Raw genomic sequence first — 22919 nt, 5'->3', positions numbered from 1 at the left:
AGAAATGCATCAAAAGCTAAAAACCCTCAGGACGCTAGGATAGCGTTCCTGAGGGTTCAGCCATTGTACAATGTCTAATGAGCCATTATAAGGGAGGCTGCACCAGTAACAGCTTCCCAAGCTGGATCACCGTTTGATCATACCAATCCGGATGCTGCCGGAAATGCTCACTGCTCCGTTCATTGCCGGATGCCTCGAACACGGCCGCTTTGTCTGTCTTGCCGGTATCGAGCTCGAAGCGAACCGTATGTTGCCCGTTCGGGAGCTCCGGCAGGAATACATACTGATTACGATTATGATCGTTGTAGAATGTGAAGCGATCGACAATAAAGGGTTCTCCGCCATCCACCGTTACCTTCAATCTGCCGGAATCAGGTCCTCCGATATCGAATAATCCGATACGGGTGCCCTCGAACTGCACCGTGACCGCCTCTCCAGGATCGGCTGCCCGCCACAGGCCGGGAAACAACCAGCTGTACTCGCGAGCTAGAGCAGAATCACCCGGTGTCAGATATGACCATCCTGCAGAAAAAGTAGTCAGACTATCCAGTGGCAGCATGGCCGCATACTCCCAAGGATTAGCGGGGACCAGCGGATTCTGAGGCAGGTGATGTACGAACCTTCCCGGCTGATCTTGAAGCTCTCTAATGAGCTCAAAGGACCGGGTGATCGTATCCGTGTAAATCTGGTGTCCTTCGGGAATGGTCGGATGGATCGAATCATGCGTAAAAATAACGGCGCCGGGAATGGATACGTCTTCTCTTGAGGTGAACACGAGTTGTCCCTCCGACACCAGGTGACTGACCGCTACCCCCAGATGAATAGAAGGAATCCCATAATAGTCGGCCACTTCCTCTTGCATTAGAGCGCCCTTCTGATATTCCCCGGACTGGAACAAGGCCACATCCCGCTCCTTCAGCGTATACACGAACAGGATATCGGTAAACCGGCTCCGCTTGCGGATCTGACGGACAATCCCTTCGATCCGCGCCTTGGATTCGGGATCTCCGCCATCGTTACCGACAAATTCAACAAATACCAGATCAGGCCGGTGACGTAGTACATCTGTCTCCACACGGGCACAGCCCAGATCCGAGCCTGTCCCGTTAATACCTGCATTCACCGCGCGGATATCCGCCTTAGGATATTGCTCACGGAGCCAATCCGCCGTCATGACCCTGTATCCTTCAGAACGCGTATTGCTGCCACCGAAATAGACGATGGTGACCGTATCCCCATTTTCCAGCTTCTGAATGACATTAGGGAGCCCTCTTCGAGGGAATACATCCTTCATCTCGACTTCACCTGACCTCACTTATCGTTTTTAGGAGCAAAGCATTTTACAGCAAACACTTCAAAATAAGGCGAACCATACGTTGCATAGAAATCAAAACGAATTCGGGTGACCGCTTTCGCGTCCACCTTATGTTTGTTCAAGGTGAGATAATTGCCGCGGGTTATGATTGTCCGCTCGCTTCCGTCTTCTAAGGTTAAGGTCAACTCATAATCTTGGATCAGAGACTCAATCGGATCGTCGAAATGCTCCAAATTCAGCTGCGGGTTGAAAATAAGCTGGATTTCGTCCACATTTTTGGGGCTGGCCAAACCAAATTCCAGCCATTCGTGTCCTTGCGTACGCTCAGAAATCCAGCTGTTCGGCAGACCATAAGGTCTGGAGAAGCCGTTGACGACATTCCCCGGATTATACATATCCTGGGCCGGCAACAGCTCCTTGAAGCAAATGCTCTTATTGCATTTCTTCAGTCCGGACGGCTCTTCCGGTCTATAATAGAAGCTGACCGCTCCGGTCATTTTCTCTTCATTGCCGTATACGGCAAGGCCCGCCGTACCTTCCAGTACGATGTAAATTTTGTCGTCAGCCGGTGTCTTGCAATCCAAGCTCAGCGTAATCCAGTCGTCATGACGGGCTGCAATCTCCAAGCTGTACTCTTTCAACCCGCTGACGGGAATATAATTTTCCTTCCGTTCCCCGCCGAACAGCTTCACCTGCAGGGTTTCCGGATGCCCGGACCTGTTTTTAATTTTGATCCGTACGCTTTCAGCTACGGATGTCTGAATCGGCAGGACCAGACATAACCCTGTCTCCAGGGAAAGCTCTTCGGTTGGATGAAGATTGTCGTAGCTGCGCTGAGATGAAGCACGAACCGTTAATCCGTCAGCGAAGTACGGGTCCAATTCCTCCTGAAGCCCTACAATCGTCTGTCCGTCCCGGAGCAGCAGCGCCTGCAGCTCGCTCATATGTTCCTCAGCTATAGCCGCAGGGTCGGCCTCATATTTCAAGCATAACGAAGCAGCCGTTCCCACCGCCTGTCCCATGCAACCGCAGGTTGCCATTACCCTGGTTGATCCGAAGGCCACATGGGTAGCACTTATATTGCGGCCGGCGAACATAAGATTAGGAATATTTCGTGAATACAAACTGCGGAAAGGGATATTGTACAATCCGGGCACGAAATTCCAGGCTGTAGCCGGCCCCTCATCGTAGATGCCCTTATTGGCATGTAAGTCCATATACCATCCGCCAACGGATACAGCATCCTCGAAATGCGGCTTTGTGGTAAGATCGTTCTGGGACAGCATGTGATCACCAATAAACCGCCTGGACTCCCGCTTTCCCGGAATCGGGCATACATAATCCAGGATGAGATTGGCTACATCATCAAATTCGCCGCTATTTTTGATATAATCCCAAATTCCGTACACCAGTTTCCGCAGCTCCAAGGCGATGTCTTCATTATTCTTGATAATATCCAGATGCCCGCCGTATTCCAGCCACCACAATCCTCCAAGCCCGTTGATTTTTCTTGGAAAAGACCGGTGGTTTAAGCCTTGTCTGATACTATCGAAAAAAGCCAGCTTCGTAATATCATACGCAAAGCCAGGTCTTTGGTAGGGAACGGAATATCCTACGTCACGGGCCTGAAACAGGATCGTATCGCCCATGGTATAATGGTCCGCCACTTCAGGTGCCAATTCTTCCTTATATTCATGCTTCGCCTCTCTCCCCTGCCGGAAGAGAGCCCCTGCCTGATAGCCGACAATGCCATCTCCGGAACAATCGATATAGGTCCGGCTTTCGAAACGGAATTTTCTTTCGGAAGCTAATTGAAGACCCTCCACCCACTTAATTCTGCCGTTCTCCATCCCCGTTTCATGCACACATGTATTCAGGAATAGAGCAATGTTAGCCTCACCATAGACCATGTCGAGCAAGACCGTATCCGAAAGTGAAAGCATAAGCTTCTTGTTGTACAACGGATTATAGTGAAAAATCTTCAGCTTGAGCTCTTCCACCAATCCGCCCTCGCGCGCATAATAGGATGGACTGTTTCCGAGATATGCCGACCCGTTGATATGAACCCTGACCTCGCTGCTCGCATTTCCCCCAAGGACCGGCCGGTCATTTATAAGTGAGACCTGCAGCCCTTGGCGTGCGGCAGCAATGGCTGCGCAGATCCCGGCAATACCTCCGCCTACGACGGTTACGTCTGCTTTAATAAGCTCCATTTTGATAACCTCCATGATTAGATCCTTCTCTCATGGTAAGCTTTTTGGGGAGCTTTTTTTTACATGATTTCACGAAAAAATTATACGATTGTTGCAAGGTTATCCGGATTCATACCGGGTCATTTTAATCCGGTATTGCTTGGGCGTATCCCCCGTATATTCTTTAAATAATTTGCAAAAATAACCTTCGTTCACAATCCCTACTTCCTCGCACAATTCCAATATTGAATAATCCCGAACATTTAACAGCTCGAGAGCTAATTGGATTTTTTTACGGTTGATGTAAGTGATCACGCCCTCGTTCATTGTTTTTTTGAATAAGCTGCTAAAATACGATGGAGCTAAATTCACTTCCTCGGCAATCGCCTCGAGCGTTAACCGCTGTTTCAGATTACGCTCTATAAACTGTATAGCACTCATGATTTCAGCGCGGTGTAAAAGCTGGCCGGCGTGTACATAGTCGTAGGTGAAGTCGCCAATATAGGCAAGCTGCTCCCGGAAAGACATACACTCGATGGGAAACTCTGCTACCTCCGTGGTCAGCTTGTTTCCTGATTTAAACTTCACCGTAATGTCTCTGTACAAGTCCCGCAGCATAGGCACCATGATGGACTTATGGATTTTATGGTCCGTAACGAACTGGTTCAGATCAGCAAAGGCCTGCTCCAGCTCATCCTTGGAGACCTTTCTTTTCAGCCCGTCAAGAAATTCAGCCAGCCTCTGCTGAAATTCTTCTTTTCTGTCATTGTGGTATTGGAAGCGGTGCATAGGTGTTTTTACTGCTTTCTCCGTATGATAATAGAAATCATCACTCACCTTTTGTGCTTCCGTGTAAGCCTGTTTGATCGATTCCCAGCCCCGGTGCGGACCTCCAAAAGCGACAGATACCCTTACATTCAAGTATTGGTGCAAATGGGAGACGATCTGCCCCCCTAATGCCTGGCAATCATATTCCGTTTCCAGATCACTGCGGTTATTCTCCCAGGATAGGAAGCCAATAAAACGGTTAGCGGATAAATCCGCAGCTACACCACTGCCCCCATTCATCACTGTTTCCTCGATGATATTCGTAATCGCATACCTCAGGATGCTTTGATCAGACGCTGAATAAGCGTTCCGGAAACTTTCATACCTGTTCATTTCGACAATAATACAGCAATAGCTGGCTTGGAAGAAATGAAACTGCATGCGGTTGGCAAAATCCGATGCCCGGTGAGAAGGAATTTCGCCTCTGATCAGCTCGTTAAAAAACTGCTTGCGGACTCTATATTTATTTTCAAGCACGGATACGTTTAACGATTGAAATTCCGCTTCTTTTTTCTTAACCTCATTTAAATTCCCGGCTGCCTTATCTAAAGCCCGGTTCAAATCCGCTTCCCTGAGCGGAACCTTAACAATGTATTCCATTACGTTCGCTTGAATCGCTCTCTGGGCGTATTCAAAGGAGGAATAAGCGGTCAAAAGAATGAACTGGGTACGGGGGAGCGTTAACTTTAGCTGCTCTATCATGGAAATCCCGTCCATTCGCGGCATCACAATATCAGATATCACGATATCCGGCTTAAGCTTTACGATCTCCTCTATCCCCTCCAGCCCATTATTCGCTTTGCCCACCAGATGAAATCGCTTATCCCTAAGGGAGAGCTCTTGAAAAAACAATTCCAGCCGCTGAAGGATCAGATCCTCATCATCAACAATGAAGCAGGTGTATTCTCTCACCATCATGCATCTCCTTTAAACAAGCCTACCGGGAATACGGCCTGAACACGGGTTATTTCCTTAGGTATACTCGCGATTTGGAGTCCGAATTGTTCTCCGTAGTGAAGTCTGATCCGGTCATGAATATTGTTTAATCCGATTCTTTTCCTTTTCACTTCCACATCACTGGGTTCTGAAGTTAAAATATGCTGTATGGTATCAGCCGGAATACCCTCGCCTTGATCAACGACTTCTATGATGACCCTGCCGCCCTCTCTGTACGCATGAATAGTAATAGGGCCTTCAATCCCCCCTCCGTTATAACCATGGAAGATACTGTTCTCCACAAGCGGCTGCAGCAGCATTCTAAATACCGGAAAGTCTGTTAATCCTGCTTCGATATCTTCAATCAATTGAAAGCTCCGGTTATAACGGATGTTTTGGATCGCGATATAGTCCGATACATTTTGCAGCTCCTGGCGCAGTGAGACCTTCTCCGAAGCGTCGGCGATCCCGTATTCCAGGATTGAAATCAGAGACTCGATCACCACATCTACTTTCTCAATCTGTCCGAGCCGTATGACATTGCTGATAGAACCAAGCGTGTTATACAGGAAATGAGGGTTAATTTGCGACTGCAGCACTTGAATTTCCAGCTTGCGTTCAAGGTCATGATGAAGCTCTGCTCCCCGGATCAGTTCCACAATTTGCTGCAGCATACGATCGAATGCCCGGGAGAGATCGCCAAACTCATCGTTTCGGTTAATAGATATAGTAGTTGTCAGGAGACCCTGCTCCACCCGTTTCATTTTTGTTTTGAGTGCGTAGAGCGGAGTTCTTATATATTTGGCAATAAAAAAGGATACGAACAGGCTTAAGAGAAAGCCCGCAGCCAGAAGCTCGATATAATAGGTTTCCAATCTGGACAAAGCCGCTTTCAAGCGTGATTCATCGTTGATTGAGATAATGGTCCAGTTGAACTTTTCCGTCGGTTTTTTCAGAAGGGAGACCTGAGTTCCCTCCTTGGTGTGCAATTGAAGGCTTGTTTCTGCGGTATCCAGAATTTGTTCCGCTGATGTTTCACCGATTGAAAACGTATGGTCTTGAATATTCAGGGAGCCTTTATTTTCCGAAAATCCGGCAATGATTTTACCCGATGCGGTGATTAGAGCCAGATTCATTTGTTCTTGTCTGTTAATCTTGAACAAGGTTTCTTCAATGGCATTGAGATCCAGATCTACCGCAATAGCCATAGGAAACGGAGTGCCGTTCAGATACCGGACCATGGTAACGGTCCAGCCGGAATATTTAGATTTGTAAGGGTCGCTGACAAAGGTTGTCCTTCTGTTCTGGTCAGCGGCAGCAAACAAGGGTTCTCTTTCAGCTAAAGGTTCATCGAATATCCGGGTAGCCGTGCTTCCGCCTAGAATGGATAAATCGCTTTGGATCAGATAAATATTACTGACATAACTGCTGTTGAGTTCATATAGCTCTCTTAATTGCTTTTTAATTACGTCCGTATTGTCAATATTGGCTTTCACCGATGATTCCACCGAGAACAGGATCGTCTGGAAGGAGGAGAAATTAACGGTGAAATACTGGTCTATCTTGTCAAGAATTTGGTTGGTGTAATACACATCCGTGGTTCTTATTTCCTTCTGGACATAGCGGTAAGATAATTGGCTGATCAAGATGATGCAGCTTAATACAAAGGCAAAGACGATCAAAAATAATTTTAAGGGCAGGCTGATTCTTCTTCGCATCGATCATCTTCCTTCTGCATCGGTATGGAACAAATCATAGCATATGACAATAAAGAGAGGGCTAAGGATAGCCGCTCTCTTCGTTTAATTTTTACTTGATTAAGCCTGCTTCCTTAAATTGTTTGATTACAGACTCCTTATATCTCTGCATGTCAAACTTGGTCTCCAATGTATCTAGGAAATTGTCCCAGTTCGAAAGTGGTTCCTTGCCAGTCATAAATTTGACCAGGCTCTCATTAATGTAACGCTGGCGGTCAGCTGCCAATGAATCGTTCGGGTCTTCAGTCAATAAGTTCCCGGGCAACGTGGGCGCCACGTATTTCTGATTGTTCTCAAACGCTTCTGCCGTCTTGGGATTCTGGAAGCTGAAGTACTCCGCATCATCCCCGCGGCGCGGCATTCTGTAATGATCGACCCAGAGGTACTTTTCTTTCATGTCCTTCGATAATTCGGAGGTTTTATTTTTGATCTTGCCGTCCACCACATCCCAGTGAATTCCTTTGATTCCGTAGGCAAAATTCGGATAGGCTTCCTGGTCCGTGAAGAAATAATTCAGCATGGACAAGATCCGGATGATTTTCTCCTTATCCGCTTTCTTGGAGATGGCCCATGAATTGCCCTGGAACGATTTTCTCTCTACAATCTGATCACCATAAGGACCTGTCATTGGAGGAATAACGATCCATTCCGGTACCTCTCCGCTGATTTCTTTCATTTTCTGCTGATAATCCGGCTCCAGCCTGCGGGCGTCTCTGATCATGAAGCCCACTTTCCCCTTAAATAACTTTTGGTCGAGCAAATCGGGCGTATTCATCGTCACCCAGTCCGGATCTACAACTTTGGCTTCCATCATTTTATGGATATAAGCGAGTGCTTCTTTCATTTTGGGATCGGTATACAGGAACACCGGTTCATTGTCCTTCACATCAATGGCTGAGGGAGGATTGACACCGAACATCCACATCAGACTATCGAAGCCGTAGGTTTGCAGATTACCTTCTTTATTCATACCGCCGATGAATCCGTACGTATCGTTCTTGCCGTTACCGTCCGGGTCCTTCTCTGTAAAGGCTTTCATAACTTCAAACAGCTCGTCAGGTGTTGTTGGCACCTCCATATTCAGCTTTGTCAGCCAATCCTGGCGGATGAAGTAGCTTCGGCTGATACCGTTTACATTATCATAACCCGGAACCCCAATGGTTTGTCCCTGATAGGTCACCGCCTCCCAGGAGTCGCTGCTGAAACGTTTTTGCAATTCAGGAAATTGATCAAGATACGGTGTCAGATCCGCAAGAACGCCTTGATCATAATATTGCGCGAGATCCGCCCGGCTTTTCAAGAAGATCAAATCCGGAATATCTCCGCCGGCTATGAGCGTATTTAATTTAGTCGTGGCTTGCCCGGATTGGGGAATCATCATTTCGAGGTCAATGTTTACGGCTTCCTCCAGCATTTGGCGCTGAATATCTTCTTCACGTGGAGGAATCGGAGCAGCCGCATTGAACGTACCCTGGTTAAACATCGTAATTTTCAATTTGGTTTCAAAGGGACTCTGCTGGCCCTCTGAATTCCCCGATGCTGCCGGCGGTTCCTCTTTTGGTCCCCCACATCCTGACAATACCGTTCCCATACCCACTATTGCTGTCAGCATAGCCAATGTAATTGCTTTACGTTGCATAATGACCTCTCCTTTGCTTCTATATTATCACGGTTTCCCCGTAACAACTCAGGTTGGAATGCCTTTAACCTTTAACTGATCCCAAGAGCACACCTTTGGTAAAATGCTTTTGCATAAACGGGTAGACGATCAAAATCGGAACCGTAGTCACGACAACTGCAGCCATTTGCACAGCGAACGTACTAACCGTGCCGGAATTGGCAAGCGAATCCGCACTTTGTGTGGCGACGTTAAGCAGGATGTTGCGCAAGATCACTTGAAGCGGCATTAGGCCCGAATCATTGATATACACAATCGCATCGAAGTAACTGTTCCAATGCCCGACTGCGTAAAACAAAGAAATTGTGGACAGGACGGGCAGTGACAGGGGTAAAATGATCCGCCATAACGACTGAAGCTCACTTGCACCGTCCACCCTCGCGGATTCCTCGATTTCTGCGGGCAATTGCTCGAAAAACCCTTTGATGATGACCAGATTAAAGGCACTAATAAGCTGTGGAATGATCAGTACCCATGGGCTGTTCAGCAATCCCAGAGAGCGGACTAATAAATAAGTCGGAATTAATCCTCCCCCAAACATCATGGTGAAGACAATGAAGAGCAGGAACGGGCTTCGCCCCGGCAAATATTTTTTAGATAAGGGATAAGCTGCGATTACCGTAAAGAACACATTCAGCAAAGTGCCTACAATCGTCCGAAACAAGGTGATTTTATACGCCTGCCCGATCCCGTGAGAAATGAATACTTCTTTATAGGCCAGAAAGGTAAAGGTCTCTGGTATAATCACAATTCCTCTTCTTAACACTTCTGATTCCGGGGTCACTGAAACAGCAACCACATAGAGAAAGGGCAGTAAGCACATCAAGGACAGCAAAATCAGAATAAAATAAACGACGGTTTGCCAGACTTTTTCCCCGGTTGTCAAATTGATCATTGGCATCACCCCCTCACCAGATTTGCCCATCGAATTTTTTGGCCAGCTTATTTGCCGCCAGCACTAGAACAAATCCGATGACCGCTTTAAACAATCCCACAGCCGTAGCCAGGCCAATCTTCAGCCGCTCAAGCCCTTCACGGTAGACCCAGGTGTCAATAATGTCGATCTTCTCCTGATTGAAGCTGTTGGCAAACATGAATATCTGGTCAAAACCGGCATCCAGAATATGGCTTAATTTGAGGATCAGCATCAGAATCATAACTCCCCGGATGCCGGGAAGGGTTACATGCCAGAGCTGTCTCCATTTGGAGGCGCCATCCATTCTGGCCGCTTCATACAAGCTTGGATCGATTCCTGCTAATGCGGCAAGGTACAATATCGCGCCCCAGCCAATATCCTTCCATATTTCAGATAAGATAATCAGCAGCCGGCCCCAGGCAGGTTCTGTCAGGAATGAGATGGGTTCAACACCAGCCTCCTTCAAAATCATGTTGAACAGCCCATCCCCCGGGGCCAATAACGCCACCATCATTCCATACACAATGACCCATGACAGAAAATGGGGCAAATAAGTGATCGTTTGTACGATTTTCTTAAACCATTGGGTATACACTTCATTCAGCAGCAAAGCCAGAAGGACCGGAGCCGAGAAACCGAACAACAGCTTATACAGCGATATGATAATCGTGTTTCTCATGATGTCCCAGAAATAAACGCCGTTCATAAAATCCGTGAAATTTCTAAATCCCACCCACGGGCTGTCCCATAGTCCTAAAGCCAGGTTATAGTTCTTAAAAGCAATAATGATTCCCGCCATAGGAATGTATTTGAATACGGCAAAATAAACTAACGCCGGGAACAGGAGCGCGTACATCACTTTATACTTTTTTATCGTTCTTATCCATGAGTTCCGCTTTTGGGGTAGGGGCATGGCGTCCGCTGCCAATTTCGCTTGCATATCATCACCTCGTCTCTATTTATAGTTGTATAGTAGCACCCCCTGCCCGGATAAATTTCTGTGATTTCTAGAATTTCTTATAAGATATTAATCTGAATTGTGAATGGAGGCTTTACGAAAAAACCCTCAGGACGCTAGGATCGCGTTCCTGAGGGTTCAGCCATTGTATATTATTTCAGGCTAAATCTGCTGCATGAGTACCTTGAGACAAGCGGAAATGCACTGATAAAATAAACGACAGTGAGCGAGGCGACGGTGAGAGCTAGTATCCAGGGGGCCGGGCACCTCTGCTGATACACGCGTTAGCTTGCCTCTATGAAGTACCTCCATTCTGTTAGCTTCTATCCTTAGATTATCCGTTGTGATCTTTAACACACACCTTTGTATAATTTTAGTTATAAGGATAACATCGGGTCAAATGGAATCCGCCTTAGCTTGGATAGCCTCCTGCTCTTCCAGCAGCTGCTTCAGCTGTTGACGTTGGCGTTTTTCCCGTTGACGGCGCTCTTTGTCCTCCTCCTTGAGCGCTTTAAGCAGGGAGAAGCACATGCCGATCAGAACAATGGCAAATGGCAGCGCAGCTACAATGGAAGCAGTCTGAAGGCCGCCCAAGCCGCCGCTAATCAGCAGCACAACAGCGATGGAGGATTGCAGAATTCCCCAGGTTAGTTTGACTCTTGCGCTGGGATTCAGCTTGCCGTCTGACGTCAGCATGCCCAGTACAAAGGTAGCCGAATCGGCTGATGTAATGAAGAAGATCATAATCAGGATCGTAGCTATTAACGATACTATGGTGCCTAAGGGCAATTGCTCCAGCATGACGAAAAGGGCGGTGGTCGTGTCTCCTTTAACGGCTTCAGCCAGCTGGACACCATCGAAGAGCTCCATTTGCATGCCCGTTCCCCCGAATACCGAAAACCAGATAAAACCGAACAGACTCGGTATAATCAGCACACAAATGACAAACTCCTTAATGGTTCGTCCCTTGGATACCCTCGCAATGAACGTTCCGACAAAGGGTGCCCAGGCAATCCACCAGGCCCAATAGAATAAGGTCCACGCCCCTACCCAAGTTCCCTTGGAAAAAGGCGTTAACCTCAAGCTCATATTGACGATGTTTTGCAAATAACTGCCTAATGTGGTGGTAAAGGTATCAAAGATAAACGAGGTCGGACCCGTCATCCATACGAACAGCATCAAAAGAACGGCGATCACCAGGTTGGTGTTGCTGAGGATTTTGATACCCTTGTCCAGACCGCTGGTAGCGGAGATGAGGAACAGCACGGTCACAACCGCAATAATTGCAATCTGAGCGGCTACGGTGTTCGGAAGTCCGAATAAATAATGCAGACCTCCGTTAATCTGCAGAGCCCCGAGACCCAGCGAAGTCGCTACTCCAAAAATCGTAGCAATCACCGACAAAATATCGATGGCCTTGCCCAGCCAGCCGGAAACGAGCCTTTCCCCTAGTAAAGGGATGAAAGCTGAGCTGATTAAGCCTTTATACCCTTTGCGGAACTGGAAATAAGCAAGCGTCAATCCAATAACGGCATAGATGGCCCATGGGTGAAGTCCCCAATGGAAAAAAGAATAGCGCATGGAGATCCGTGCTGCTTCTGTCGTCCCTCCTGTTACGCCCTCCGGCGGAGATAAATAATGGGACAGTGGTTCAGCCACTCCCCAGTAGACCAGCCCGATCCCCATTCCTGCGCTGAATAGCATCGACAGCCAGGAGACTGTGGAATATTCCGGTTCATCGTCATCGTCTCCCAGCCGGATACTGCCAAACCTGCTGAAGGCTAAATAGAAGGTGAAGATCAAGAAGAACAGAGTAGCCAGCAAATAGAACCAGCCGAAATTATGGATGGAGAAAGTGTACGCGGCATTAGCGGTACTGGCCATCTGGTCAGGCGCCACTGCTCCCCATATGGCAAAAATCGCTACGATGGTAATTGAAATGATAAAAACCATATATGAACCTCCATGAGTAGTGTATGTATACAATAATAAACAAAAAACCCCTCAGGAAAGCATGGAAGGCTTCCTGAGGGGTCCATCCATTGTACTTTTCCGTCAGGGTCCTGCTCAGTTCTGTCTGTTCTCCACCGATTTCATACGGTTCTGGTCGTCAGGCACCCGGTCATGACTGAATTCCTGACCTGCTTCTACTTCCCCATCTTCGGATACAGCCCGGGCAAAGCTAGTGAACTGTCTCTTCTCCTCGTCCTGCTCATGCTTCAGCTTCAAAAGCTCCTTCGGGTCCTGAGTTGTCATCACGCTAACCTCCTGAGAAATCTATTCATGCTGTTTATCTGCACTATAGAAGTTTTTCCATACTATCGGGGTACTTATGCACGAAGCTCACACTAATGCAAAACACACCGCCAGGTCCTTAGCGGTGTGTTTTGTCATTTCAGCTAACCTATTGGCTGACCGGCGAGCCTGCGATGATCGGCTTCACGAATACCGATTCGAATTCCTCGGCCAGCATATCCATCAGGATTGCATCATATTTCACGCCTCCGATAATGCGTGCCTGTCTTCTTCTCCCAATCTCTTTGAATCCGACCTTCTTATAGCATTGAATGGCTCTTTCATTAAAGGCGAACGTCCCCAGCATAATGTTGTTCAAATTCAGCAGATTGAATCCGTAATCGAGCAGCAGTCTCATGGCGTCAGAGCCGAAGCCTTTTCCCCAAAACTCCTTATCGCCGATAAAAATCCCTGCCTTGGCATTCCGGTCAACCAGATTGACATCAAACAGCAGGCAGCGTCCAATGGCCAAGTCGCTCTCCAGATCCACAATGCTGAACATATGCGTTCCAGACTTAAGTACATGCTCTATCCCCTCACGCTCCTTGTCCAGAGACGTTAGTAGATAGGCTTCATTCCCAAGCGGCGCTGTTACCTCCAGATCATTGAACCAGCGGGTCCAAGCCTCCGCATCGTCAGTAGCTACCGTGCTTAAGTAACACTTCTTTTCGGTTAATTTCTTATAATATTTCATTGATGTACTCCTTATTTTCAGATTATTCCTCCGCCTTCACAAGCACTCCATCCCTATTCTCATAGACTCTGCTTTCATTCTTAGTGATCTTGTTCATGATCTCTTCTTCGAGGTTAATCCCCAGGATCTCCGACAGTCCAATCAGGTAGATGGCAACATCCGCTAATTCTTCACCGAGGTCATCTTTCTTCTTCCGGTAGGCTTCGCAGGCTTCAGACAGTTCCCCGTGGGTCAGACAGAATTCCTGATAAATATCTGTGACATTGAACCCCTTCTCAAGCTTATTCTGATATACTCTCTTCTGGAGTTGTGCTAAATCAATCATTGTGATCACTCCTATCCGCTAATTTATTGATCTAATCCCGTATGCTTGCGTAAATGCACTAGCGACATGGGCTTAATCCGCTGGGCTTCGGCGATATTCTCATACAATAGGTGGCTCTTGCCTGCCTGGGCAAACGACTCACGTAAGGCTGCGATCCTGCCTTTTTTGAGATCAAGGAACTGGAAGTCGATCTGCTTCAGATGCTTCATTGCGGTCAAAGGCTCTAACTCCTTTGCGGTCACGGCTGCTGAAATCTCTCTTAGCTGTAACATTTCAAGCTGCGTTGCGGTCCATAAAGGGTCAATATCCTCCAGGGATTTCATCTGATCGAGTTCAAGCTGTATAAGCCCCGGCATATTCGAAAAGTCACACAAAGCCTCAAGCTTCGGCAAGGATAAGTTCAGGTATGTAAGATTGCTCATGGACTCCAGGGCATCCACCTCCGTTAAGTTGCGGATAGCTGCCAGACTCAGCATGGGGACGGTAGAATCTGCAAGCGCATCCAGTGATCCTTTCAAGATGGAGTCGTGAATGAAGAGGCACAGCAGGTTCGGTAACCGGCGGACAAATTCCAGCTCATGAATCGTAGTGCGCAAGATTAAGGTGTCCAGGCTGGCGGCATCGCCTATCGGCGTTAAGTCCTGAAATTGCCCATGGACCGAGAGATATTGCAGCTGCTTGAAGCTTGCGAGGAAGCTTAGGTCTATCGGCTTTTTGGCCGAAATGGATAAAAACTGCAGTCGCTGCAACTTGCCAAGCACACTCAGATCCACACTATGAAACAGATTCAACTCTAAAGCTGTGATGTGCTGTAGTTCCGCTAAGGTCTGCAGCAATTCCTCGGAATAGCGCACTTTCCTGTCGGCTTGGCTAATTGACAAGACCAGATCCGGGCGTTCGGCAAATACATGCTGATCTAATTCCTGCAGATCCTGGAGCTTGTCCACATCGATGACATACGAAATAATCGCCCGCTGTCTGAGCTCCTTCACCGCTTGATCCATTTTACCTTTTGTCCAAGGTGCTCCATTCATTGAGCTAGTCCATACTCCCATTTCCGTGATCCCCCGTTCCTTCGGATATAAAAAGTCCCGCCTGTTTGTGGCAGACGGGATTTTGATTAAGTCATGCTTATTGAGCGGCAGCCTTATAGCTTACGCACCACGTAGATGAGATTCATGCCGCAATCCAGCGTGCCCGGCAGTTTGGTGAACGCGATCTCCTGTTCGACAAGCAGCTTCCAGAATTCCTGATCAGCCCGGGCGTTCTCTAAGGCAGCATCTCCAGCTTGCGTATATAGTCCGGCAGAGCTTCTCTCCAGAATATTAACCGGAAACTGTGCAAATAAAGCATCCAGTTCAGAGCTTCTCATCATATGGACGTAATGCTTGCTGGGAACTGGATAATGATCTTCGTCCTGAACCCCTGTATTCATGAGCCATCTTGTAGCATCGATCCCGAACTGGTCCTTCTCATAGCGGATGCCTTCGAGATAATAGATGGAAGCGCCGATGAAGCTCATCGACCCGACAATCAGGAGGCCGCCCGGCTTAAGTACTCTTAGCAGCTCCCGGATACCATCCGCCTCTCTGTCCAAGAGATAGTTGATGACACCGCCAATACATACTACTGAGTCAAAAGAAGCATCTGCAAACACGCTCATATCCAGCACATCTAGCACATGGAACGCCTTGATTCTGTCCACCAGGGACAGCTCTTGCATTTTGGACTTGTTGAATTCAATCTGATGGCTGGACAGATCAGCGACGGTCAACTCAGAACACATGGTAGCCAGATCTTTGGTGTACCTGCCTGAACCTGCACCAATCTCCAACACTTGGTCCCCAGGCTTGATATAGCGCTGTAGAATGTCCAGATGCACCTGATACAAAAGCTCGCCTGGACCATCCTTCGTAAGCCGTGTCCATTCACGGTCACCATAGTTGTCATACCGGCTTCTCGGGATTTCGGGGTTGTAGCTCATGAAAGCCTCTCCTTTTCATATTCAATTGGGTAATCGGAGTAATATCGCTAATGTCGCTAATATCGCCTGCACTCATACAACCACCTCCTCCTTGGAATCCGTCTGCACTTATTATACTAAGCCTCGGCTTATTTGGCATCCTAAATTTCCCAAACTTAAGTTCCTCAGTGTGGGAGAGCCGTGACTCCAGAGAAGTTTGGGTCTCCGGCCGTCGCCAGACGTCCCCCTGGTCACCCCATTGTCCTTCTTTGGATAGGTTAGCGTAGTCTATTGCTGTCATTATGTCTCCTCCTCTGATGTATAGCGGCATATACGCAAAAGAAGCCTGCTGGCAGCAGGCTCCTCTAGTTAGAACTATAGTTTATTAACAATACTTATTCCAAATTTAAAATCTTAATCTCGCCAGGAGTGTAGGATTGTCCTGCATACTTCCCTCCCCAGTTACAAAGCAGTCTTAATACGGGTTCGAGGGATTGACCCAGCTCTGTCATTGAGTATTCCACCTTAGGCGGTACTTGATTGTACATGGTTCTGCGGATTAATCCGTCCGTCTCCAGCTCCCGAAGCGTTTGGATCAGCATCTTTTGCGAAATATTATGAACAAGCCGCTTCAGTTCCCCTGTACGCATCGGTCCTTGGATTAAATAGTACAGCACAAGCCCCTTCCACTTCCCTCCGATGACCTCTAGTGTAACTTCCAGTTCACAGTGAAAGATTTTCATAACAATCCATCATCTCCTGAGTTGATACACAAACGTTAAGCTGATTTAGATTTGAGCCACTCCACCGTCTGCGAATAATTCAATGCCGTTCAAATAACTGCTCTCCTCAGAGGCCAGGAACATGACTGCATTTGCGATCTCTTCTACCTGCCCTACTCTGCCGAGCGGGACATCTGTTTTGGCCTGTTCCAGGTAATTGTCAAGCTCGGAGCCGAACAATTCATCGTACGCCGGTGTGACGACTGAACCCGGACTAAGGACGTTCATCCGAATTCCAGTTCCTTTGATATCCAGAATCCAGTTGCGGACGAGCTGTCTGATCGCTGCCTTAGAGGCGCCGTAGATACTGAACGCGGGTACCCCCATTGAGCCGGCTGTAGAGCCTGTCAGGATAATGGAACCTTTTTGGTTAGGGAACAAGGGTAGTGCCTTTTGAACGGTGAAAATAGTTCCTTTCACGTTGACATCAAAGGTCTTGTAGTAGTGGGCTTCCGTAATTTCGCCTAACGGCAGGAATTACCCTAGTCCGGCATTGGCAAACAGAATGTCCAAATGTCCCTTTTCCCGCTTGACGGTATCGAATAAGGTGTCCAGATCTTCCAGCTTGGAGATGTCACCTTGAACGCCTGTAACATTCTGACCAATTTGCTGTACCGCTTCATCCAATTCACGTTGTCTGCGTCCTGTGATAAACACGTAAGCCCCATCTCGTACGAACTGCTCTGCCGCCGCAAGCCCGATGCCGCTTGTTCCTCCGGTTACAACTGCTACTTTCCCATCAAATCTACCCATACTATTATACACTCCTTTTATGGTTTGTAGTTCCTATGAACGCTAGTATGGGGGAAAAGTTACAAGAAAAACAGTACCCACTTTTTTGTGATATAGTCACCAAAAGGTGATAATTGAGGCGGTGCAAGCTGTGTTATTCTGCTGAAGCGCTAAATTTTCTGCTTCTCCACCATCTTGTAATACATTCCCTGTTGGACCAGTAATTCGGCTGGACTGCCTTGCTCAACAATTCTTCCCTTATCCACGACCAGGATGACATCTGCATTCTTCACGGTGGACAGCCGGTGTGCAATCACCAGGAACGTCTGCTTCCCTTTCAGGCTCAACAAGGTATCGTTCAAGTCACTCTCTGTCAAGGCGTCGAGAGCTGAGGTGTATTCATCCAGCATCAGAATCCGGGGTTCACTCATGAAAGCCCGTGCTAAAAGAATCCGCTGGATCTCGCCGCCGGAGAGATTGTCTCCATGGTTCTCCACCTGCTTATCATACGCTTCAGGCATGGCTTGTACGAATGAATTCACATGGGCAAGATCAACAGCAGTGCTGAATTTGCGCCAGGTCTCTTCATTCATGTCTTCCTTCTGCAATGGATAAATAATGTTGTCGAGAATGGACTTGTTCCATAACACTCCCTTTTGCGGGGAATAGCCGACATATCGTTTTAGTTCATGAATGTCCAGTTCTTGGATCGGAACGCCGTCCAGGCAAATCTCCCCTTCATCCGGCTCAATGAACCTGTGGATTAGCTCGAATATCGTAGATTTCCCTGAGCCGCTTAATCCAACAATCCCCACGAAGGCTCCGGGCTGAATGTCCAGAGTAAAGTCCGTGATCCCAAAAGAATCTGCCGGAGCGTACCGGTACGAGACATTCCTCAGCTGCAGGAGGGGGACACTGTGATAGTCGGGAGCTGTAGCTCCCGATGAAATTTTCTCCAGTTCAAGGATGTCATTCAGGTTATTAATAATGACCGTCATGCGGCTCCTATCGATGTTCAGCGTAAACAGCGACTTGAAAATCTGATACAGTCTTGGAAGAATCACAATGAAAGCCAGCAATGTGCCTGGTGAGATGCGGCCTCTCAGAATCAGGAACAGACTATAGCCGTAAATGATGCCCGTAATGATGGAAATGACCGTATCCGCGACCAGGTTCAACACCACATGATGAAATAGCCTAGACTGCCGGGATATCTTCCACGCCTCGTCATTCCACTCCCTCCAGCGTTTCTGCTCCGCCTGATGTCCGTTACACCTGTGGACCGCCTTCAGATTCGTGAAGAAATCATTCAAATAGTTGATGCCCTTATCCAAAATGCCATGATACTGCTTATCCAGGCGCTCCGTCCTGCTCCTGAAGCGCTTGAAGCCATACATACATAGAGGGAATGAGAGGATGGCTGCGAGTGTAAGCTCGGTACTCATCGAGAACATGATCCACAGGGTAGCGATTAGCAGAATAGCATTCGAGACCAAGGACATCAGGGTGTCTACCACGAAAATTTCACATAGCATCCCCACCTGCAAGGTGATCCGGTTAATGATTTCCCCCTTGCCGATGCTGTCCACGTTTCTTGGCCGGGTCTGGAGTACGTCAGAGAACAGCCGCAGGCGCAGATTCTTGGATAAATGGTTGCCCAGCTCATTATTATAATAAGAGGTGACGCTGTTCAAAGCTGCGTAAATTACGGGAATCAGAATAAGCAGGAGCATATAGAATGCAGCCGTAACGATCTGCTTGTCAGGCAGGATGTCGTCGAATAGGTCTTTGAACAGGAGGGGCTGAACAGTCGAGACGAATGCGGCTAAAATATTGAAGAGTAGGATCATAACAAGGATTCTCTTACTATTAGACAATATCTCCTTAATCAATGTCCGGGTCGGATTCATAAGTCCGCATAACCTCCTTCAAAGGGCGCAGCTTATGTAATCATAACGGATCGGGATGATGGAATTAACCTGCCTAATAATAGTAAATTACCTTACATATTATAGAATTACTGTCGGTTTAAGGTCTCCAAAAAACCAGCGTCCATAAGAGTTCGCTGGCTTCTCAGTTCTTGTATGAATTACTTTCCTTCCTCCGCTTTCCAGATCCCGGCCGCTGTAGACGAGAATCCGCACTTTTCATAGAATTCCTTATGCTCACGGCTATAAGTGAGGGTTACTATGGTCAATCCGCGTCGAATAGACTCGTTCAAAAGCTCCTTAACAAGCTGCTGTCCTACTCCGCGCCTCTGATAATCTGGATGGATGATAATGTCCTCCATATACCCGTGCTCCAGACCCGTTCCGGCAACATAGCCAAAAGCGATGAGTCTCCCTCCGGGATCTCTAGCTCCGGCCCAGAAATTGCACCGCTGAAACAGGGCAGGATAGTCAGAGTCTCTTCTTGACCAGCCCACGGCTTCTCTTAAACCGGGAACCTCCTCCGCGCGAATGTCCAAGTTAATCTGAATCATTTTCCAGATACAACACCTTTGCTTTTTTGTCGTAGGCAATCAGTTCCGCGTACCGGCCCCAGTCGATCAGGATATCCAGTTGAAGTGCGGCTTCCTCTGCCTCAAAATGCTTTTCGAAAATCTCCACGAAAAAGGCTCCTTCCATTTTATTATTTGATTTCGATTGCAGAATCCAGATGATTTTCTCCATGATGGGAACATGCTCCAGCACCTGGTCTTTAAAAATTTCCTTCCGGAAGAGAACACTTGCATTGGCAAACTGGCGTCCTGGCTCTGTCAACTCGATATCTCCATGCAGAACCGTAGCAAATTGCAGCATTTCCACCGCCTCGACGATCGGCAGGAAATCTTCCAGTTTCAGACTTAATTGATCGGCCAGCTTGTACAAGTCCACTTGTTGACCCAGATCGTCAATCAGTTCAATGAAGCCTGTGAGGGCGCCTGCCGGAACCGGTGGTATTTTCTCGATGGTATTTTGCTTTTCTTCGGCCGGACCGGCAGGCTTCACTTCCCTTTGGGTCAGTATGGAATAGATTTGGTCCACAAGCGATGTGAACTGCGGATCTTGCTTATCCCGCCAGTGCGGCAGCGCAATGGGAATATCGGAGATCACACGGGCAGGATCTCTGGATAAGACGATCGCCCGGTCTGACATATAGACAGCTTCCTCTATACTGTGGGTGACCATAATAATGCATTTGGTAGGGATTTGCCGCTCCGTCCACAGCTCCAGCAAGTCGCGCTTCAGATTCTCTGCGGTCAATACGTCAAGAGCCGAGAACGGTTCATCCATCAGAAGAATATCCGGCTCCATGACGAGCGCCCGGCCGATGCCCACACGCTGGCGCATCCCTCCTGATAATTCTTTGGGGTATGCCCCTTCAAAGCCGTCCAGACCAACCATATCGATGACAGCGAGTGCTTTACGCATTTTGTCGGCTTCGCGCAGCGGTTTGTTCGCAAGTCCCAGCTTCACATTCTCAAGGACCGTAAGCCAAGGGAATAATGCAAACGATTGGAACACCATCCCGACGCCCGGATTCGTACCGGCAATCTCTTGTCCATTATAGAGCACCGAGCCTTGAGAAGGCGGCACAAGACCTGCGATGATGCGCAGAAGCGTCGATTTCCCCGAGCCTGAAGGTCCCAGGATCGAGACTAACTCACCTTCTTTAATCTGAAGGTTGATATCTTCCAGAATACTCACATTTGCCTGCTTCGGCTGATCATAACGTTTGGTGATTTGCTTTAATTCAATCAATGCTTTGGTCATGTTCTACACCTCTAATCCAAGTGATATTTGTTTTCGGCTAATGCATACAACTTGCGCCACACCAGGCGGTTCACGATGACAACAAGCAGGCACATGACGAGAATGCCCCAGATGATCTCCGGCCAGTTCCCGTTCGTGGTGGCTTGCGCAATGAATGTACCTAACCCGGCTGCCTGCAGATCCTGATCCTTCCACGATACAATTTCGGATACAATACTGGCGTTCCAGGCGCCTCCGCTTGCCGTAATACAGCCGGTTACAAGAAATGGAAAGACGGCGGGGAGAATTAGTTTTTTCCAGGTCTGCCAGCGTGTCAATTTCAAAGTCACCGCAGCTTCCTTAAGATCGGAAGGAATGGCCATCGCACCGGCAATAACATTAAATAATACATACCATTGTGTCCCCAGCATCATCAGCGGAATGGCCCCAATCTCCATCGATATCCCGAACTTCAAGTACAGAATCGTGAATATCGGAAATGCCATGTTCGCCGGAAAAGAAGACAACACCTGCACAACAGGCTGAACAATTCGTGATAGCCGAGGATTCGTTCCAATGAACACACCCACGGGCAGCGTCCAGATCACAGCCAGAAGTGTCGAAACAACAACGCGTAACCCGGTCAGCAGGCCGAGGAATACCACATGAATCAGCTCGCTCCAGCTTAAGCGGGCAATCTCGAGAATCCCCGAATACAAATATCGGAGCATAAGTACAGCGGCCACAAGCAAGATTAGCCATTTGAAGATTGTCTTGACCCGTGATGGGACATGCGGCAATTTCACATGTAAGATTGTGGCTGAGAGCCGCAAGAATCCGTCATGAACGCCGCCGTGCAGCTTACGGTTAAGATCATGAACAAAGCTGGCCCGCTTCAGAAGCTCTAACACCCAGGAGGTTGGCGCTTCGCCTGCTTCAGTCTGTTCATTCTTGAATTTCTGGCTCCAGGCAATAATCGGACGCCAGAAGAATTGGTCCACCATCACAATCAGCACCACCATCGCCAGGATCGCATAGATCAAGGCCTTAATATTACCTTCATCTGCGGCCAAGGCCATGTACGTCCCGATGCCGGGCAGATGCAGATCCTGGTTCAGCACGCTGATCGACTCACTGGCTGCGAGGAAAAACCAGCCTCCGCCAAACGACATCATGCTGTTCCAGACCAGGCCGATCATCGAGAATGGCACTTCCAGCTTCGTGAAACGATGCCATCTGCCCAATTGATTCATTGCGGCAGCCTCCTTCAGATCGCGGGGGATCGTCTTAAGGGAATGATAATAGCTAAGGGTCATATTCCAGACCTGACTGGTGAAAATAGCGAAGATTGAAGCCATTTCCACTCCCAGCAGGCTCCCCGGAAACAATGCCATAAAAGCCAGGACAGTGGCCGAAAGAAATCCAAGCACCGGAACGGATTGTAGGATATCAATGGCGGGAATCATGAATTTCTCGGCTGTCCGGTTATACGCCGCAATGCGGCCGTACACGAAGGTAAATATCAAGGATGCTCCAAAAGCGATAAACATCCGCAAAAGGGAACGCCCTGCATAATAAGGCAGCCACTTAGGGTCCAGACTGAGCGAGGACAGTTCCTCTGGATCTAAAGGCACCTGCATCCCCGAGCCTAACTTTGCCGCGGCATACAGGATGGATAACAACAAGGATATGACGAGAATATCCGCCCAGCCGAAGGTTCTCCGCTGATTCCCTTGATGGAAAAAGTTCATTTGCATAATGTACAACTCCAATCTGACGTAAATAAATAAACTCTCCACTGCCTCAGCAGGGAG

At 48.1% G+C, this 22919-nt stretch carries 18 protein-coding genes and 1 pseudogene; all 19 read right to left on the bottom strand.

What is annotated here, in order from left to right:
* Nucleotides 1–85: 85 nt before the first annotated feature.
* The 19 genes and pseudogenes from NST26_RS16185 to NST26_RS16095 all read right to left on the bottom strand — a co-directional run bounded on the left by NST26_RS16185 (nt 86) and on the right by NST26_RS16095 (nt 22862).
* Nucleotides 86–1294 carry a GDSL-type esterase/lipase family protein gene (locus tag NST26_RS16185; RefSeq protein WP_339256992.1) on the bottom strand — a complete coding sequence of 403 codons (1209 nt, stop codon included), beginning with the start codon at nt 1292–1294 and terminating at the stop codon, nt 86–88.
* A gap of 17 nt (nt 1295–1311) precedes the next feature.
* Nucleotides 1312–3528: an FAD-dependent oxidoreductase gene (locus NST26_RS16180; RefSeq protein ID WP_339256990.1), complete on the bottom strand. Its 2217-nt coding sequence runs from the start codon at nt 3526–3528 to the stop codon at nt 1312–1314.
* A gap of 99 nt (nt 3529–3627) precedes the next feature.
* Entirely contained in the window at nt 3628–5253 is a 1626-nt protein-coding gene (locus NST26_RS16175; RefSeq protein ID WP_339256988.1) for a response regulator transcription factor, read from the bottom strand.
* Nucleotides 5250–6989 carry a sensor histidine kinase gene (locus NST26_RS16170; protein WP_339256986.1) on the bottom strand — a complete coding sequence of 580 codons (1740 nt, stop codon included), beginning with the start codon at nt 6987–6989 and terminating at the stop codon, nt 5250–5252. The genes NST26_RS16175 and NST26_RS16170 overlap by 4 nt, the downstream gene beginning before the upstream one ends.
* A 91-nt stretch (nt 6990–7080) precedes the next feature.
* Nucleotides 7081–8667, bottom strand: coding sequence for an extracellular solute-binding protein (locus tag NST26_RS16165; RefSeq protein ID WP_209871004.1), 1587 nt, complete (start codon nt 8665–8667; stop codon nt 7081–7083).
* Nucleotides 8668–8731: 64 nt separating this feature from the next.
* On the bottom strand, nt 8732–9601 hold the full coding sequence (locus NST26_RS16160) for a carbohydrate ABC transporter permease (RefSeq protein WP_339256983.1): 870 nt from the start codon (nt 9599–9601) through the stop codon (nt 8732–8734).
* A gap of 13 nt (nt 9602–9614) precedes the next feature.
* Nucleotides 9615–10562, bottom strand: coding sequence for an ABC transporter permease (locus tag NST26_RS16155; protein ID WP_339256981.1), 948 nt, complete (start codon nt 10560–10562; stop codon nt 9615–9617).
* Nucleotides 10563–10976: 414 nt separating this feature from the next.
* Nucleotides 10977–12533, bottom strand: a complete 1557-nt coding sequence (locus NST26_RS16150) for a glycine betaine uptake BCCT transporter (RefSeq protein ID WP_340979448.1) — start codon at nt 12531–12533, stop codon at nt 10977–10979.
* 114 nt (nt 12534–12647) lie between these two features.
* The gene (locus tag NST26_RS16145; RefSeq protein WP_036726849.1) at nt 12648–12836 is read right to left on the bottom strand and encodes a hypothetical protein; all 189 of its coding nucleotides are present in this window, start codon (nt 12834–12836) and stop codon (nt 12648–12650) included.
* A gap of 148 nt (nt 12837–12984) precedes the next feature.
* The gene (locus tag NST26_RS16140; RefSeq protein ID WP_340979447.1) at nt 12985–13569 is read right to left on the bottom strand and encodes a GNAT family N-acetyltransferase; all 585 of its coding nucleotides are present in this window, start codon (nt 13567–13569) and stop codon (nt 12985–12987) included.
* A 22-nt stretch (nt 13570–13591) separates the two neighbouring features.
* A complete protein-coding gene (locus NST26_RS16135) occupies nt 13592–13894 on the bottom strand; it encodes a MazG-like family protein (RefSeq protein WP_340952781.1) in 303 nt (100 codons plus the stop codon).
* Between the two features lie 23 nt (nt 13895–13917).
* Nucleotides 13918–14949: a hypothetical protein gene (locus NST26_RS16130; RefSeq protein ID WP_340952783.1), complete on the bottom strand. Its 1032-nt coding sequence runs from the start codon at nt 14947–14949 to the stop codon at nt 13918–13920.
* A 92-nt stretch (nt 14950–15041) separates the two neighbouring features.
* The gene (locus NST26_RS16125) at nt 15042–15878 is read right to left on the bottom strand and encodes a class I SAM-dependent methyltransferase (RefSeq protein WP_340952785.1); all 837 of its coding nucleotides are present in this window, start codon (nt 15876–15878) and stop codon (nt 15042–15044) included.
* 374 nt (nt 15879–16252) lie between these two features.
* Nucleotides 16253–16600 (bottom strand): winged helix-turn-helix transcriptional regulator, encoded by a 348-nt coding sequence (locus NST26_RS16120; RefSeq protein ID WP_340952787.1) that lies wholly within the window; start codon nt 16598–16600, stop codon nt 16253–16255.
* Nucleotides 16601–16645: 45 nt separating this feature from the next.
* A pseudogene (locus tag NST26_RS16115) lies at nt 16646–17392 on the bottom strand (SDR family NAD(P)-dependent oxidoreductase).
* A 149-nt stretch (nt 17393–17541) separates the two neighbouring features.
* Nucleotides 17542–19281: an ABC transporter ATP-binding protein gene (locus NST26_RS16110; protein WP_340952789.1), complete on the bottom strand. Its 1740-nt coding sequence runs from the start codon at nt 19279–19281 to the stop codon at nt 17542–17544.
* Nucleotides 19282–19460: 179 nt separating this feature from the next.
* Nucleotides 19461–19853, bottom strand: a complete 393-nt coding sequence (locus NST26_RS16105; RefSeq protein WP_340952791.1) for a GNAT family N-acetyltransferase — start codon at nt 19851–19853, stop codon at nt 19461–19463.
* Complete coding sequence (locus NST26_RS16100) at nt 19840–21126, bottom strand: ABC transporter ATP-binding protein (protein WP_340952794.1); 1287 nt, start codon at nt 21124–21126, stop codon at nt 19840–19842. The genes NST26_RS16105 and NST26_RS16100 overlap by 14 nt, the downstream gene beginning before the upstream one ends.
* A gap of 11 nt (nt 21127–21137) precedes the next feature.
* The gene (locus NST26_RS16095; RefSeq protein ID WP_340952796.1) at nt 21138–22862 is read right to left on the bottom strand and encodes an ABC transporter permease; all 1725 of its coding nucleotides are present in this window, start codon (nt 22860–22862) and stop codon (nt 21138–21140) included.
* Between the last annotated feature and the right edge of the window lie 57 nt (nt 22863–22919).

The sequence above is a fragment of the Paenibacillus sp. FSL R7-0128 genome, assembly GCF_038002245.1.
Classification (GTDB): Bacteria; Bacillota; Bacilli; order Paenibacillales; family Paenibacillaceae; genus Paenibacillus_AQ; species Paenibacillus_AQ silagei.
The sequence above is the reverse complement of the archived record's forward strand: the minus strand, read 5'-3'. Positions and strand labels throughout refer to the sequence as shown.

Coding starts and splice junctions, on each gene's coding strand:
- NST26_RS16185 (WP_339256992.1), bottom strand. CDS start 1,294: ATGAAGGATGTATTCCCTCGAAGAGGGCTCCCTAATGTCATTCAGAAG.
- NST26_RS16180 (WP_339256990.1), bottom strand. CDS start 3,528: ATGGAGCTTATTAAAGCAGACGTAACCGTCGTAGGCGGAGGTATTGCC.
- NST26_RS16175 (WP_339256988.1), bottom strand. CDS start 5,253: ATGATGGTGAGAGAATACACCTGCTTCATTGTTGATGATGAGGATCTG.
- NST26_RS16170 (WP_339256986.1), bottom strand. CDS start 6,989: ATGCGAAGAAGAATCAGCCTGCCCTTAAAATTATTTTTGATCGTCTTT.
- NST26_RS16165 (WP_209871004.1), bottom strand. CDS start 8,667: ATGCAACGTAAAGCAATTACATTGGCTATGCTGACAGCAATAGTGGGT.
- NST26_RS16160 (WP_339256983.1), bottom strand. CDS start 9,601: ATGATCAATTTGACAACCGGGGAAAAAGTCTGGCAAACCGTCGTTTAT.
- NST26_RS16155 (WP_339256981.1), bottom strand. CDS start 10,562: ATGCAAGCGAAATTGGCAGCGGACGCCATGCCCCTACCCCAAAAGCGG.
- NST26_RS16150 (WP_340979448.1), bottom strand. CDS start 12,533: ATGGTTTTTATCATTTCAATTACCATCGTAGCGATTTTTGCCATATGG.
- NST26_RS16145 (WP_036726849.1), bottom strand. CDS start 12,836: ATGACAACTCAGGACCCGAAGGAGCTTTTGAAGCTGAAGCATGAGCAG.
- NST26_RS16140 (WP_340979447.1), bottom strand. CDS start 13,569: ATGAAATATTATAAGAAATTAACCGAAAAGAAGTGTTACTTAAGCACG.
- NST26_RS16135 (WP_340952781.1), bottom strand. CDS start 13,894: ATGATTGATTTAGCACAACTCCAGAAGAGAGTATATCAGAATAAGCTT.
- NST26_RS16130 (WP_340952783.1), bottom strand. CDS start 14,949: ATGGGAGTATGGACTAGCTCAATGAATGGAGCACCTTGGACAAAAGGT.
- NST26_RS16125 (WP_340952785.1), bottom strand. CDS start 15,878: ATGAGCTACAACCCCGAAATCCCGAGAAGCCGGTATGACAACTATGGT.
- NST26_RS16120 (WP_340952787.1), bottom strand. CDS start 16,600: ATGAAAATCTTTCACTGTGAACTGGAAGTTACACTAGAGGTCATCGGA.
- NST26_RS16110 (WP_340952789.1), bottom strand. CDS start 19,281: ATGAATCCGACCCGGACATTGATTAAGGAGATATTGTCTAATAGTAAG.
- NST26_RS16105 (WP_340952791.1), bottom strand. CDS start 19,853: ATGATTCAGATTAACTTGGACATTCGCGCGGAGGAGGTTCCCGGTTTA.
- NST26_RS16100 (WP_340952794.1), bottom strand. CDS start 21,126: ATGACCAAAGCATTGATTGAATTAAAGCAAATCACCAAACGTTATGAT.
- NST26_RS16095 (WP_340952796.1), bottom strand. CDS start 22,862: ATGCAAATGAACTTTTTCCATCAAGGGAATCAGCGGAGAACCTTCGGC.